This window comes from Xanthocytophaga agilis (genome assembly GCF_030068605.1).
GTDB classification, from domain to species: Bacteria; Bacteroidota; Bacteroidia; order Cytophagales; family 172606-1; genus Xanthocytophaga; species Xanthocytophaga agilis.
Genome location: NZ_JASJOU010000012.1, coordinates 86,157 through 102,370, shown reverse-complemented (window position 1 = coordinate 102,370; position 16,214 = coordinate 86,157). Strand labels below are relative to the sequence as shown.

Annotated in this window: 8 protein-coding genes and 1 pseudogene; 3 read left to right on the top strand and 6 right to left on the bottom strand. The window is 38.8% G+C overall.

The features are described from left to right. The first annotated feature begins 22 nt into the window (after positions 1–22). A pseudogene (locus QNI22_RS27910) lies at positions 23–1,954 on the top strand (mucoidy inhibitor MuiA family protein). Between the two features lie 60 nt (positions 1,955–2,014). Here the strand turns inward: QNI22_RS27910 and mtaB are convergent. Both mtaB and QNI22_RS27900 read right to left on the bottom strand, forming a co-directional pair. Then, entirely contained in the window at positions 2,015–3,337 is a 1,323-nt protein-coding gene (gene mtaB / locus QNI22_RS27905) for a tRNA (N(6)-L-threonylcarbamoyladenosine(37)-C(2))-methylthiotransferase MtaB (RefSeq protein WP_314515929.1), read from the bottom strand. A gap of 64 nt (positions 3,338–3,401) precedes the next feature. Beyond that, positions 3,402–3,920 (bottom strand): GNAT family N-acetyltransferase, encoded by a 519-nt coding sequence (locus tag QNI22_RS27900; RefSeq protein WP_314515927.1) that lies wholly within the window; start codon positions 3,918–3,920, stop codon positions 3,402–3,404. 306 nt (positions 3,921–4,226) lie between these two features. Here QNI22_RS27900 and QNI22_RS27895 point away from each other — a divergent pair, with 306 nt between their 5' ends. Both QNI22_RS27895 and QNI22_RS27890 read left to right on the top strand, forming a co-directional pair. After that, positions 4,227–6,404 (top strand): glutamine synthetase III family protein, encoded by a 2,178-nt coding sequence (locus tag QNI22_RS27895; RefSeq protein ID WP_313977299.1) that lies wholly within the window; start codon positions 4,227–4,229, stop codon positions 6,402–6,404. Positions 6,405–6,571: 167 nt separating this feature from the next. Next, positions 6,572–7,648, top strand: a complete 1,077-nt coding sequence (locus QNI22_RS27890) for a bifunctional transcriptional activator/DNA repair enzyme AdaA (protein ID WP_314515924.1) — start codon at positions 6,572–6,574, stop codon at positions 7,646–7,648. A 50-nt stretch (positions 7,649–7,698) separates the two neighbouring features. Here the strand turns inward: QNI22_RS27890 and QNI22_RS27885 are convergent, their stop codons facing one another. From QNI22_RS27885 to QNI22_RS27870, 4 genes are all read right to left on the bottom strand, one after another. Next, positions 7,699–11,511: an OmpA family protein gene (locus QNI22_RS27885; RefSeq protein WP_314515922.1), complete on the bottom strand. Its 3,813-nt coding sequence runs from the start codon at positions 11,509–11,511 to the stop codon at positions 7,699–7,701. 130 nt (positions 11,512–11,641) lie between these two features. Next, positions 11,642–12,694 (bottom strand): PorP/SprF family type IX secretion system membrane protein, encoded by a 1,053-nt coding sequence (locus QNI22_RS27880; protein ID WP_314515919.1) that lies wholly within the window; start codon positions 12,692–12,694, stop codon positions 11,642–11,644. A gap of 69 nt (positions 12,695–12,763) precedes the next feature. Beyond that, entirely contained in the window at positions 12,764–13,939 is a 1,176-nt protein-coding gene (locus tag QNI22_RS27875) for a T9SS type B sorting domain-containing protein (protein ID WP_314515917.1), read from the bottom strand. A 20-nt stretch (positions 13,940–13,959) separates the two neighbouring features. After that, positions 13,960–16,197, bottom strand: coding sequence for an autotransporter outer membrane beta-barrel domain-containing protein (locus QNI22_RS27870; protein WP_314515915.1), 2,238 nt, complete (start codon positions 16,195–16,197; stop codon positions 13,960–13,962). Positions 16,198–16,214 lie beyond the last annotated feature (17 nt).

Genomic DNA, 16,214 nt, shown 5'->3' with positions numbered 1-16,214 from the left:
TGCTAGTATAGGTTTTTCTTTTATGGAATTTGTGCCTCTGACGCACCACTATGTAAAAGCAGTCCCTATTCACTTACTATTTATTCATCCTATGCGTATACTTTTATCCCTTGTATGTGTAATACTTTGTGTTAAACATATAAAAGCAGCTAACGATCCAAAACCTGTTTCTTCAAAAATAGAAGAAGTTACTGTATTTCTTGAAGGCGCTCAGATTACTCGTAGTGCTTCTGTTACTCTTTCGAATGGAGTTACAAACTTGATCTTTAAAGAAATTCCTGTCAATATCAATGTGCAAAGTATTCAGGTGCGTGGTGAGGGCAATTTTACAGTATTATCGGTTTCACATAGTCTCAACTATTTTGATCAGCAGCAAAAACGTAAGGAAGTAATAGAACTGGAAGACCAGCAAAAGAATATAAGCGCTCAGATTGAAATTGAAAATAATACTCTTGCTGTTTATCAAAACGAAGAAATACTATTACTTGAAAACAAAAAACTGGGAAGCGAACAACAAGCTATAAAGATGACTGATCTAAAAGAGGCAGCAGATTTCTTTCGCAGTCGGCTTTTAGAGATTAAAAAGAAACAATGGGAGGTTACTCAATCTATCCGAAAGTTGCAGGAACAACAGACTAGAATAAATGCACAACTTACAGCACTCAAAACCTCTAAAGATCAACCGTCCAGTGAGATTATGGTAACAGTTTCCTCTAAGGTTGCTATCAGTGGTCGCTTACTATTGAGCTATCTTGTTAATGATGCGGGCTGGCTTCCATCTTATGATGTTCGGGTAAAAGATATCAGCCAGCCTGTATCGATTACCTATAAAGCAAACGTATTTCAAAATACAGGAGAAGAATGGAAAAATGTAAAACTAACTATCTCTACAGGTAATCCTTCACAAAGTGGTGCCAAGCCAGTATTAAACACATGGTATCTTGGTTATAATCAACCTAATGTCAAGCAAGTATCATCTGTAAAAGGTCGCATTCTTGATCCGGAAGGTGAAGCCCTTCCAGGTGTAAATGTGGTAGTAAAAGGCACTACAATTGGCACTACAACAGATCAAAATGGAAATTACAATCTTTTACTCCCCTCAGGAGCATCTATGCTTTCAATTTCTTTTATTGGTTACCAAGTCCAGGAACTACCTATCCAGAATGATTTAATGAATATAACTATGACACCCGATATAGCTGCACTCAGTGAAATTGTGGTGACAGGTTATGGAACAGAGAAAGTTAGCAAATCTCTTGCAGGAAAAGCAGCAGGGGTTACCAGTGATTCCAAGAAAAAAGATAAGGCTCAGATTACTCCTATTGTAGCTACACAGCAAGCAAAACAAACCAATATAGAATTCAAAATTGATATTCCTTATACCATTCCGGCAGATGGAAAACAATATGCGGTAGATATGCAGGAATATTCTGCACCAGCCTATTATGAGTACTATTGTGCACCTAAACTTGATAATGATGCTTTTCTTACTGCCCGTATAACCAATTGGGAGGAATACAACTTACTGGAAGGAGAAGCGAATCTGTTTTTTGAGGGAATGTTTTTAGGGAAATCTCTCTTGGATGTCCAGAATACAAATGATACACTTACATTGTCTTTAGGACGGGACAAAAACATTACTGTAACACGCATCAAAGGCAAAGATTTTAGCAGCAAACAATTTCTGGGTGCCAATACTAAAGATACCCGTACGTAGGAAATTACCATACGAAACAAAAAATCCCAGTCTGTAAACCTTGTGATAGAAGATCAGTTTCCTGTTCCAACAACAAAAGAAGTAGAAGTAGTGCACACAGAAACAAAAGGTGCAGAAGTTGAAGAATCAACAGGTAAAATACGTTGGAAGTTCGAACTGGCATCTGCCCAAAGCAAAAAGTTGGAAGTCAAATACGAAGTCAAGTATCCTAAAAATCAACGGCTAGTACTGGAATAAGCCTTCTATTTTATAAAGCCACGGTCTATATATCTTACTATATAGACCGTATCAATGGCGTTACGAATGAACCAATACCTCCTGCTCCACTTCTTTTACCTCCACTGTACCTTTCTCATTAATACTTGTCAAACGTAAAGGCTTGAGTTCATTTACCAGTACAGGATCAAACTTGGCCGTAACCCGTACATAGTTTTCTGTAAATCCATGAATTTGTCCATCTTCAGCATCATCCTCAAACAATACTGTGCTGACCTTACCTAGTTGTTGCTCGTAGAAATAACGACGTTTCTTTTCTGACAATATATGCAGCATTTGTGATCGTTTATTCCGATCTGCCATACTCACTACTCCAGGTAAGGTAATGGCATGCGTATTGGGTCGTTCTGAATAAGTAAATACATGTAAATAAGAGATATCCAGATCATTCAGAAACTGATACGTTTCCAGAAAATCTTCTTCTGTCTCACCCGGAAAACCGATAATTACATCTACCCCTATACAACAATCTGGCATCAAGGATTTAATCTTTGCTACTCTTTCTGCATACAGTTCTCGCTTATAGCGTCGACGCATCAGCCGCAATATTTTATTATTGCCTGACTGTAATGGGATATGAAAATGTGGAACAAACTTTTTAGAGACCGCTACAAATTCGATTACTTCGTCTGTTAGAAGATTAGGTTCAATAGAAGAAATCCGAAACCTTTCTATACCATCTACTTCATCCAATGCTTTAATCAGATCCAGAAAACGTTCAGTACGAATCCCATTCTGTAGTCCAAAATCTCCAATATTGACTCCTGTCAATACAACCTCTTTCACATCGGTTTGTGCAATCTGTCGGGCTGTTCTTACAATATTTTCTATACTATCACTACGACTATCTCCACGTGCCAACGGAATAGTACAGAAAGTACAGGAATAATTACAACCATCCTGCACCTTTAGGAAAGTGCGAGTGCGATCATTCTGAGAAAAGGAACAATAATAATCTGTAGCCGCACTAATAGGCGAGTGATGAATGACAGCTTCCGATTTTTTTTCAAATCCATCCAATAAATCCAATAACCGGAATTTTTCTGCAGCACCCAATACAGCATCTACACCAGTAATTTCAGAAATCTCCTTAGGTTTTAGCTGCGCATAACAACCTACAATGGTGACATAAGAATCGGGAGATACCTTTTTTGCTTCTTTTACTACCTTTTTACACTTTTTATCAGCGTTTTCTGTAACCGAACAAGTATTTATAACAAAAATGTCCGGAGTATCTGTAAATTCTACCCGCTGATATCCCCTCTGTTCAAAAAGCCGGGCTAAAGTAGATGTCTCTGAAAAATTCAGTTTACAGCCAAGCGTATAAAAAGCAACCTTTTTCATTAGTATATATAATCTGTATATTCTTTAAGTCAATATTATAGTTACAATTTTTGTACTCTCCTACTTATAATTGGCATTCCCATTCATTTTTCAATATACTCATGACAATTGTCGACCAGAATTGGTTTCCAACTCTCTGATTTTCCCTTAATATACCCTCTATCCGGAAACCGGCTTGTTGGTAACAAGTAATGGCTAAATGATTGAAATCATACACATTTAACTCAATCCGATGCAGATTCATTTTGTTAAAACCCAAGGATAACAACTCTCTGATTAGCTCTTTTCCTAATCCTTTTCCTCTCATGGAAGGATCACCTATTAGGATAAGGGCTAATCGAGCACCTTCGTTACTCTGATTTACAACCATTTCTGCATGTCCGACAATACTATTGTGAGTAATATGTCTTACCCGAAAAATTTCTCTGCTCTCTGATACAATATGTTTCTCAAGCTGTTCTCTAGTTACAGGGTACTGAAAGGTAGATCCAGCAAACTGTATAAGTGCCTTTTCTGAAGTAATCCACCCTATAAATTGATTAAAGTCGGTAGATGTAAAGGGTTCAAGCTGAATTTGTGACATAGATTGTACAAAAATAAAGAATTTCACGCATATACACTGAGTATATCTACTTTAACGATAATGGTTTCTGTTTCAGATCATAAAAAATAAATATTACACCCATTTTCCACAGAAAATCAGGAAAAAAAGCTATATTTTTTCAGTTTTCGGATGATTTTTATTCAAAAAAGTGCCAGATCTATAGTTTTTTTTCATATTTGAGTAAAAAAAACAACCATTTGTTAGAATTTTATCAATATTTTTAAGACTTTAGCCTCCGATTCTTAACCCATTAACCCTAACCTTTCTTTAACACTCTAATAGACAATGGCAAACTTACGTTTCAAAGCAGTTGATCAAGCTCAAAGTCGTATTACGCCGGAGGTAACCGCTCCTTCAGTCAAAGTTTCTGACTATTATGGTTGTAATGTTTTTGGTATGGATGCCATGCGTCAGCACCTAAGCGCAGAGGCATTCAAAAAAGTATCGTATGCTATTAAAACAGGTAGCAAAATTGACGAGGATCTGGCCGATGTAGTAGCTTCTGCTATGAAAACATGGGCAATGAGCAAAGGTGTAACTCACTATACTCACTGGTTCCAGCCTCTAACAGGATCAACAGCAGAAAAACACGATGCATTCTTTGATGTTCAAAGTGATGGATCTGTTCTTGAAAAATTCAAAGGAAGTGCACTGGTTCAGCAAGAGCCTGATGCTTCTTCATTCCCTAATGGTGGTATCCGCAGTACATTCGAAGCACGTGGTTACACTGCATGGGATCCAACCTCTCCTGCATTTATTGTAGATCAAACACTGTGTATCCCTACTGTGTTTGTATCGTATACAGGTGAAGCACTTGATTATAAAGCACCATTGTTGAAAGCATTAGCTGCAGTGGACAAAGCTGCGGTAGATGTTTGTCAGTATTTTGATCGTGATGTGACACGTGTTGTTGCAACATTAGGACCTGAGCAAGAATATTTCCTGGTTGATCGTGCATTGTACATGAACCGTCCTGACCTGATTATGACTGGCCGTACTGTATTTGGACACTCTCCTGCAAAGGGTCAGCAATTGGAAGATCACTACTTCGGAACTATTCCTCAACGGGTAGAAGCTTATATGCGTGACTTCGAAATTGAGTGTTACAAACTGGGTATCCCTGTTCGTACCCGTCACAATGAGGTAGCTCCTGGCCAGTTTGAGTGCGCTCCTACATTTGAAGAAGTAAACCTAGCCGTTGACCATAACCTGTTGGTAATGGATATCATGGACAAAGTTGCAGACAAACACAACTTTAAAGTATTATTCCATGAAAAACCATTTGCAGGTATCAATGGTAGTGGTAAACATAATAACTGGTCTCTGGGTACAAATACAGGCGTTAACCTGTTAGGACCTAGCAGCCGTCCAAAAGAAAACTTACGCTTCCTGACTTTCTTCGTAAACGTTGTGAAAGCGGTTTATGATTATTCAGACTTGTTGCGTGCATCTATCGGTTCTTCAGGAAACGAACACCGTCTGGGAGCAAACGAAGCACCTCCTGCTATTGTATCTATCTTCATCGGTTCTCAAATGGCATCTGTTCTGGATGAGCTGGATAAGAAAGGTAATGTGAAGCTGGATAAAGGCGAAAACATGTATATGAAACTGGGTATCGACAAAATTCCTCCAATTTTGTTGGATAACACAGATCGTAACCGTACGTCTCCTTTTGCTTTCACTGGTAACAAATTTGAGTTCCGTGCTGTAGGTGGTTCTGCAAACTGTGCAAATGCAATGACTGTATTGAACACTATCATGGCAGAAACACTGATTCAATTCAAGAAGGAAGTAGATGCTCTGATCACTAAAGGTGAGAAGAAAGAAGTTGCTATCGTAAATGTATTGCGTAAATATATCAAAGCTTCTAAGACAATCCTGTTTGAAGGAAACGGTTACTCTGACGAATGGAAAAAAGAAGCTGAAAAACGCGGTCTGAAAAACGTAGCTTCTACGCCTGAAGCATTGGATTTCTATGTTGAGAAGAAAGCAATCCAGGTATTTGAGAAAAATAACGTAATGAACGAACGTGAAATCCACGCACGTCATGAAATCATGCTGGAAAACTATATCAAGAAAATCCAGATTGAATCTCGCGTTATGGGTGACCTGGTATTGAACCACATTGTTCCAACCGCGGTAAAATATCAGAATGTATTGGTTGGTAACGTACAAGGTCTGAAATCAGTAGGTATCAAAGGAAAGTATACAGAAAACACTGTTGCTACTATTGAGAAAATTGCTGAATATGTAGATGGCTTGTTAGCTGATGTTGAAGAAATGACAGAAGCTCGTAAGAAAGCAAACAATACAGAAGATGTTCGCGAGAGAGCCATCCTATATAACAAAGAAGTAAAAGGATTCTTCGACAAAATCCGGTATGCAGTTGATAAACTGGAATTGCTGGTAGATGATGAAGATTGGCCTTTGGTTAAATACCGTGAATTGTTGTTAATTAAATAATCAAATACATATCATGCATCTGAAAGCCCTGCAACAATTGCAGGGCTTTTTATTTTCAGATACTCTCTTCTAAAACACATTCAATAAAATACTTGTCAATTTTTCGGTTGCTGTCTCCTTCAGCTTAGACTATTTTTACACTATACTTTTTAAGATCAGTAAACAATATGTCAATAAATCTGCTTAATAATCCTTTGCATCTTACCAAAGAAGTAATGTATCAGGCAATTCTGGACAAAGACACCTCATTTGAAGGAAGCTTTTTTACTGCTGTAAAAACAACAGGAATTTTTTGTCGCCCGACCTGCACAGCCCGCAAACCTAAAATAGAGAATGTAGAATTTTACAGAACAACGAAAGAAGCTATCCTACACGGGTATCGCCCGTGTAAAGTATGCCATCCACTGGAGCAAATGAATGAAACACCTCCTTACATAAAAGTTTTATTGGATGAACTAACTCAAAACCCATCTTTGCGAATTACTGACTGGGACTTGGTTCAGAGAGATATTAAACCTCATACCATACGTCGCTGGTTTTTAAAAAACCATGGGATCACATTTCATGCCTATCAACGACTATTTCGTCTTAATATTGCAGTCAAAAAAATACAGAATGGAGAATCTGTTACAACAACTGCTTATGATTCAGGCTATGAATCTCTCAGTGGATTTACGGATACTTTTAAATCTGTTTTCGGAGTTTCTCCAAGGCAAGGTAAAGTTCAAACTGTTATTGATATCACCCGAATTGAAACGCCATTAGGAACTATGTTTGCCTGCGCAGTAGAACAAGGTATATGTCTGCTGGAGTTTACTGACAGAAAAATGCTGGAAACAGAATTTAAAACGTTGACCAAATTACTTAATGCAACTATTATTCAGGGCCCAAACAAACATTTTGATATATTGAAGCAACAACTAGATGAATATTTTTCCGGTCATCGTAAAGTATTCTCTGTATCCTTGTATTCTCCTGGAACAGATTTTCAACAAGCAGTTTGGCAAGAGTTGCAAACCATTCCTTATGGAACAACTCGTTCATATAAAGAACAAGCCATTTCGCTAAAAAAGCCAGAATCAGTCCGTGCGGTTGCCAATGCGAATGGTATGAATCGGATCTCAATCCTTATTCCCTGCCATCGAGTCGTGGGTAGTGATGGCACATTAACAGGATTTGGCGGTGGGATTTGGCGAAAACAATGGTTGTTGAATCTGGAAAAAGAGAATACAAGAACCTTATAGATAAGGTTATGCTAATATGTTATCTAAAGCTCTCATTATTTTGACTTCAGCTATTTCAGATATACAGGTGTTTGCAAAATAAAGAAATTATCTTGAGGCCTTCCAGTAATTGCTTTTGGTCTTTCTATAGAGATAATTACTTTACGAGCTTCTATATCTTGTGGCGGTTTATTTAGGTTTCTTTCTTGTTCACCACGAGCATACACAGCCATATTCTTGGGCGAAACACCTCTGGCTTGTAAGTAATCCTGAATAGCTACACCCCGTTTTCTGGTGAGTGCCAGATTATACTCATAGGAACCTGCTTCATCCGCGAAAATATTAAATTCAATTCGAATAGCAGGGTTCTGCTTATAGTATTTTAGTAGAGACTCTAATAGTTGAATTGTCTTTGGTGCCAATGTATAGCTATTAAAATCAAAGTAGGCGACACCGAATACTTCAAGCTTTGGAGTTTCTTCATTTGCAATTAATTTAAGGTCTCTGGTATATATTACTTTTCCTTCTTCAGAGGACTTGGAAGACATTTCCAGACGAACAGTTAACACACCTTGTACTGTAATATTTTGAAATTGAAATGTTCCATCCACATTTGGCACTAATGTTTGAAGAACTTTTCCTTTTTCATCTGTCAATAACATAGTTGATGTTGCAATAGGCTGCTTGGTCTTTACTTCCATTAATTGTCCGGATAGTGTCATCTTTGTATATTTTCCATCCAGATAGGAGGTATTCAGACTAACAAGAGCATCAGAAAACAGAATAGGGCTCAGTACAGAATTGTCTGCAATTAATGAAGTATTGGAAGCAAGACCAGGTTTGGAGAAGCGTTTGTTAGTTGATTCAGCGGGTAGCCGCTTAAATGCAAACTCATCTCCATTCAATGCTGACTGGTCCTGAAATATACCTTTTCGGGCAGCACGGGCCGACATAATCCTATCCATACGTTCTTTTTCCTCTGGCGATAGCTTCTCATAAAAATAGGTATCTTCGTCTGTAAACTTTTCTGTTTTGCCATTCATTCGGGCGGCATATCTGGCGGCAGTCATCCGATTGATCCGGTCTTTCTCTTCGGAAGGCATTTCCTGATAAGTCTTTAGATCTCCACTCTCTAATAAAGATTCATCTACCAACTGGTGATTGGCATTATTGCGGGCAACCATTAATCGGTCAATACGATTCTTTTCTTCTGGATTTAGCTTTTCATAAAAGAAGGCATCCTCTTTTGTAAGTTTTCTATCACTTGTATCCGGTGAAGCGGTAAGCTTTGTAGCTGCCATTCTATCAATTCGCCGTTTCTCTTCTGGTGACAGTTTTGCATAGTAAGACTTATCTTCCTCTGTAAGAACAGAAGCATCCAGCACTTCTTTTCCAACGCCCATACGGGTAGTGACTAAACGATCTATTCTATTCTTTTCCTCTGGAGATAATTTCTCATAGAAGAAACCATCTTCTTCCTTAAGCTCTTCGTCTGTACCATTCATTTTGGAGGCATATCGTGCAGCGGCCATACGATTGATGCGGTTTTTCTCTTCTGGAGTAAGCTTTTCATACTCAAATTCAACTGATTTATCAACAGATTGGTCAGTCAGATCCAGTTTCTGAGAATTAGCGGGATTGCGAGCAGCCAGAAGTCGGTTCATACGATCTTTCTCTTCTGAGGACAGCTTCTCATAGTGGTAATTATCCTTATCCTGATATTTTTCTTCCCTTTCATTTACTAGAGCATCATATCGGACTGCTGCCATCCGATTGATTCGCTGTTTTTCTTCAGGTGATAGTTTTTCGTAATATGCCTTATCTTCATCGGTAAGCAATGATGCATCTTGGGAGTCTCGTAACTGACCTATACGGGCAGTAATTAATCGCTCCAGTCGATCTTTTGATTCGGATGATAACTTTTCATAAAAGAACTTATCTTCTTCTCTGAACTTTTCATCGTAGTTATTAAGCTGCGCTGCATATCGTGCAGCGGCCATCCGGTTAATCCGATCTTTTTCTTCTGCAGGTAATTTTTCGTATTCATAGTCATCCTCTTGAAGCTTCTTCACTGTTTCATCAGTAAGCTGATTTGATAGAACACCCGCAATGTGGCGATATAATTCATTCCTCTCTTCACTCCCTTTCGATTCATAGTAGGCTTTGTCTTCTTCGCTCAATACCAGAGTCGAATTATCATGCTGAGCTTTGCGATATGCTTCAATAATGCGTTTTACTCTGGCACTATCGTCCTGAGCGGCAAGTTTTTCGTATACAAACGCATCTTTTGCCATTCTTTGGGAGGTACTCTCTCTATTCAGAAATACACCAGCGGTATTCTCTATCTGATCTTTTTGCTCAGGAGACAAGGTTTCATAAAACTTCTTTTCTTCTTCAGATAGTGGCAGATTAGTTTTGTATAATTTCTCAGCCTCTTTCTTTCCTATAATTCTATCTAGCACTTGTTTTTGAGCATCGGATATGCCTATCAGTAATGGCAATGCTTTTAACACACTATCTTTGCCAGGCAAAACTGTAATAAGCTCACTTTGCTGATTTCGGGCCAGAAACGAATAAATATCAAAGTTCCCAAAACCTCCCTCTCTATTTGATGCCATATACCCAGTTTCTTTACCAAGCACCAGAAAGGCATCATCTCTACTCGAATTAAAAGGAGCACCGAGATTGACAATTGTATCCTTTGTATGATCAGGTGAGGCATTTACATAATATAGATCCAGTCCACCAAAGCCAACATGACCCTCTGATGCAAAAAAGAGTTGATTTTCCGAAGCGTAATAAAAAGGAGAAATATCGTTATAAGGTGTATTAACTTTATTGCCAAGATTAACAGGTGCTTGCCACTTTCCTTTTTCAGTTTGTATACTCATCCAGATGTCATTCATACCATATCCATCTTTCCGATTAGATACAAAGTATAGGGTATCTCCACTGGTTGTTAGAGCCGGATGTCGTGAATCAGTTTTGGGTTGATTAATTAAGTTTGTAAGCCTGACAGGCTTTGTCCACTTATCACCTTTTCGTTCTGTCACGTAAATACTACAATCACCATCTACTGGGCATCGTGTAAAGTAAAATTTCTTTCCATCTTCTGTCAAAAAACCGGAACCTTCACTCCAGAAAGTATTTATATCATCTAAAGGATGGGCAAAGGCATGATAGGTAGAATCTTTCTGTCGGGTATATATATAGATATCACTAAAAGTACTACCTACAGGAGCATAACTACCTGCATTTTTTTCGATTCGTGTGGAAGTAATAGCAACCAGATCATTTTGTCCCATGAGTACAGGCGCATAGTCATGTCCTGAGGTGTTCACATATCCTGGCAGTAACTTAAACTGGAAATTACCCTGTATAGCATTGGCTCTTGTCAAGGCATACTGGCAACCGGCTTGTTCCAACCTGGCTCTGTCGAGCCATTGTTGTTTTGCGGAGATCTGCTGATCATTTACATATTTTTGAAAAGCACTAAAAGTACGAATTGCGTCTGTATACTTTCCATTGATCTTTTGTGCTAACCCGTAATAGAAGAACGCTTCAGGATATTTTACGCTGTCTGCCTGATATACTTTTTTAAATAATGATTCAGCCTCTGCGTAATTAAATAATTGCCGTTGACACTCTGCTAACTGATAGGATATATACAGATTGTCAGGATAAACAGCTGCAATCTGTCCATAATATTTTAGCGCCTGATCATATTGCCCATACTGAAAATACGTATCACTTAGCACCAAAAGCTTTTGATATTGCTTTGGTAAATCAACATTCTTCTGCTCAGATTCAGGAAGTGAAGCACGTACTTTCCTAGCCTCTGTTTGTTGCGCTTTTGCCGGTTGCCAGCAAGCACCCCCAAACAAGGTTAGGTATATAAAAACAAGATATAGATATGTACAAAAATGCTTCAAACGCTATCTGTATTTTTACTTTACTTTTTTTAATAGAAATTCTTCTTTTCTATCCTTCTATGTTTTTACTTTTATCTCTTATCTATAATAAAGGTGTCGAAAACCTTCTGGCTGCTTTGTTTTTTATAATTCTGTAAGTTAATGACAACTCCCATGCACCTCTTCCCCTGCTTGTATAGCGAAGTGAGGAGGTATTAATATCATAACTAAATCCTAGTGTATATTTTGAATTGCTAATTGCAGCAGAGAGTATGAATGAATCCTGAATCCGATACCACGCTCCAGCCATAATCTGTGCCGGACTTTGTGTTTCAGATGAAGTCATTTCATAGGAGAAGTAAGTCCCTGCATTAATCTGATTATTACCGTTTTGCCTCATCCAGAGTATATTTGGCATTATCTTAAAGGATGGAGATAGTTCATAATTAAAACCTCCCTGCATGCGGAATAATAGAGGTAGTTGGCTTGATTCTCCTCGTATAAGTGATTCATCCGGGCGATTCAGATTAGATACAGAAAAACCGATAAAGCTACTGAATGGCCTACTATAGTGAACACGGTCTGGATTAAAATGCCAGACTACACCAGAATGAACTACCGGATATAATGCTTTATCCCGCATTAGGTTTGTAGTAATGCTTGGAGCTACTGTGTAATCAAATCCAAAAAACGGAGCTGCTGCATTGTATTGTGATCCCCAGCGAAGATCTGTAAAATCGATAGCTTTCTGGATCATTCCTATTTGCATGCCAAAGCTTACTATGTGTGCATAATCTCTTGACAAGACGAGATTATAGGCTGCTCCTGCCTGAATACCTGTGGTCCTGAAATTATTTCCCTCTCCAGAAAGATCATTGTAAATAGAAAAACCAATCCCTCCGGATTGTATAACTGGATAACGCCGATTATGTAAAGGAAATATTCCTGAGAACTGCCCTATTTGTTGAGGAAAGCCAAGGCTTCTCCATTGCGAACGGAAATTGGCAGAGAATGTAACATCTTTCTCTACTCCTGCCAAGGCAGGATTAAGATACAAAGGGGCTGCATAAAACTGTGAAAAGTTCGGATCTTGTGCCTGTATCGTTTCTACCAGCCACATTGAAGTAATCCAGAAAACCAACATCCGAAATCTCATAGAGATGAGTTAAAATATTTGTTTTGAGCAGCGAAATGAAAAATAGTTTTAGTTTGATAGTTTGCTTTATCAACGAATCAGTGTAATAGTCCCCTGCCTTTGAAATCCTTTTCCTGTAACAAATCTTCCCTGTAATGTATAAGTGTATGTACCACCGACTTCTTCTGTGTGAGTATTTTGATTCATACCATTCCATCCAAACTTTGTAATCTGTTCAAAAGACTGGCTCTGAAACACAACATTGCCCCATCGATTATAAATGGTGAGTGTCATCCCTTCCCTGGCCAGATTTACTCCGTATACTTTACACACTCTCTCTTCCTCATTAGGAGATGAAGGTGCAAATGCATTGGGCATATACACCAATCCTGACCTATTTGAGGCATTCAGTCCAACAGCCAGCCATCTTTTATTCGCATACTCATAACTTTTTACTGTTCCATTATAAATACTTCCTATTATTTCTTGCTGTCCCAGATTATAAAAAGGAATGGTCAAATCGGAAGTCCCCGCTACTACTGCGGAATCTATCTCTGGTATATTTTCATCTTCCAGGATACTCAGTGTGGCATAGGCATTCTCAGATTTTCCCTGTAATACAGTTCGCTCCCAATAACGCACACCTGAGACCTTATTCAGGCTACTATCGAATAATCCGTCTATAGCAGGTTGGTAGAGGTTGATCCCAACTATTGGCTCCATTTCAGACTGAGGTTCTTCACTCAACCAAAGAGGGGCATATAATTCATTCATACCAACCGGATAAAATCGCGGATGCGTCCCTTCCCAATACAGTCGGCCATCAATGTAAGCATTCATTGAAGCGCCATTGATGGAAGCGGTTTTACGCATTAGCAATAAACTACCTGGCTGTACCCGAAGTATCGCATCTGTAAACACCAGCTGATTGATTACTTTCAAACTATCTTCCAGCACTTTAGTACCACCAGCAGTGAGCAGCTTATAAAAGGATTGTCCTTTGTGTTGGATTTTTTGTTCAGATGCACCTATAAAATGTACTTCCCCTGTCCGTTCTTTAAAAATTCCGATATTCTTCCAGTTGCCAGTACTATATATTTCACCCTGATTATCGATCTCTCCCTGGTTAGTAATATCTCCTGTAGTCATTACAGAGCCCTGTGTAAATGCAATCACCTGCCCCTGATTCAGGATCTGAGCAGGAGATGTATTGATACAGAACATACCAACCAATCCAACCAGTAAAGTTTTAGATACAAAACACATAGAACAATTTTTTGAATCTATTAATCGGGCTTGGTTACTGTATACTTGATCCGTACTCCATATACCTGCTGTGCATTATCATTCAACACAGCTGCTACTTTATAAGAATAATTCTGGTTATCAACCACATCATTCGCAGAGTAGACAATCGATTGACTACCCGAGCTTCCATATGAACTTACCGAACCCACATCCGATGTAGATCCGGTCAGGCTATTACGGGTATAGTAAAAGGTAATATCCTGGCTGGTAGTATTATCAAAGCATAGAAAGGTAATCTCAGTCACAGTAGCTCCGTGTGGCAAGTGTAAAGGTGCTACTATATAGGTATCAGATCCTGAACCGGATGATATCTCTCCTCCTCTTACACCATTAAATTTAATACTAGTTGGAGAAGTATTTACTTCGACAAACTCGGTAGGATCTACACTATAGTATCTTGTCTGAGCAGTAGCATAACTCTGATTCTCCAATTTGATAAGAGCAGATGCTGACTTTGGAGTCCATTTATTAGTCGTGCCATCCCATGTTAAAACCTTCCCATCATCACCCGTACTTAGAGAAGATACACTACTATCTATTATTTTACCTTGCAACCCTGTCACAGTTGCTTTGCCATTACTAGCCAGCATTACGTCCTGACTCATAGTGACATTATTAACTGTACTTCCATTGCCAATAAGAATATTGCCATTACCTGTATTGGGTAATGAATAGACAGGAACAGGTTTTGGTGTCCATTGTGAACCATTCCAAGTTAAGACATCATTAGAGGAAGGAGTTGAAGCATCCACGCTCCGATTTTGTAGCCTGGTTACGGTAGTGCTACCCAAAGATCCTGTTACATCTCCACTAGCAGAAAGTGTGCTATTATTCCATTGAGATCCATTATAAATCAATACTTGTCCACTAACAGGAGAGGTAAGAGAAATTGCTTTTCCCTGAAGTCCTACTACTGTTGCTTTTCCTGTACTAGTCAAGGTTACATCCTGGCTCATAACAGCTGTGTTGATACTGCTTCCGTTTCCAATCAGCAATGCGCCATTAGCCGTATTAGGCAAAGCAGTAGTAGGGACGGCAGCAGGTTCCCATTTATTAAGCACACTGTTCCAGGTTAGTACTTGTCCATTGGCAGGTGTTGTATTAGCTATGTCCCGATTTTGTATACGTGAAACTGTTACATCATCAAAGCTTCCCATTGCATCTCCTCCAAGCACTATCTCAGATGGAATCCATTCAGATCCATTCCATTGCAGAAAACTACCAGATTGAGGTAGAACATTCGCGACCGGATAGTTTTGCAAAGCAGTTACCTTCGTTCCAGACAGTGTTCCTTTTACATCGCCAGTAAGAGTAGCGATTGTTGAAATATCTGCATAAGTCCATTGGCTGCCATTCCAGATAAGAACCTGATTGGCAGTTGGATTAATTCCTGTATTTAGCGGTTTACCTACTAGTCCGGTTACAGTAAGTTTACCATCTGATGCTAAAGTTGCATCCTGACTTACAATCACATTGTTAACACCTGCTCCATTGCCAATTGCTATTTCATTCAATCCTATAGCTGTAGTTGTTGTAGGTACCCATTCAACTACCCCGCTTCCATTGGTTACTAGCTGCATATTTCCAGCAGTAGCAGGGGCAATTTTTTCAGCTGTCACACTTTTCAATGACAATGTGGGATTAGGATACTTACCTGTTAAATCACCACCTGCCTCTGTTTCATTGGTAATATCATCTGCTGCATTTGGATCACCACTGTTACTAATTATTCCATTATTGATAGAGATACCTGCACCAGCTGTATATCCAAGTTTGAATAACTCTTCAAATATGCCTAAAGACCCTTTTCGGTATAGTATATTAGTCAATGTATTAAAATAGAAATCACCTTCTTTTCCTATGCTATTATCCGGATTACCTGCTCCTGATGTCCAGGCTTCTTTACCACCACCATTACCAACAGCTACCCATCGGTTTGTCAACCAATAATAAAATACATTATCTGTCTGATCATAGATAATCAACCCATTTTCAGCAGAAGTAAGTCCAACGAATTTTGTCCGATCTATACGTGGCATTAGAAACCCCTGTGGCTTGTTCGCATCTGATTCCAGATGTAATACGGCATTCGTATTAGGTACCTGCGTCCGGAAAGGAGTGCCAATACCCACCGAATTGGTCTGTGCAGTCACAATAAAAACAGAGAAAACCCCCGTTATTATTGCAAGCCAAACCTTTTGGTGTAATTGTCTCATAATCAAATACTGTTAAG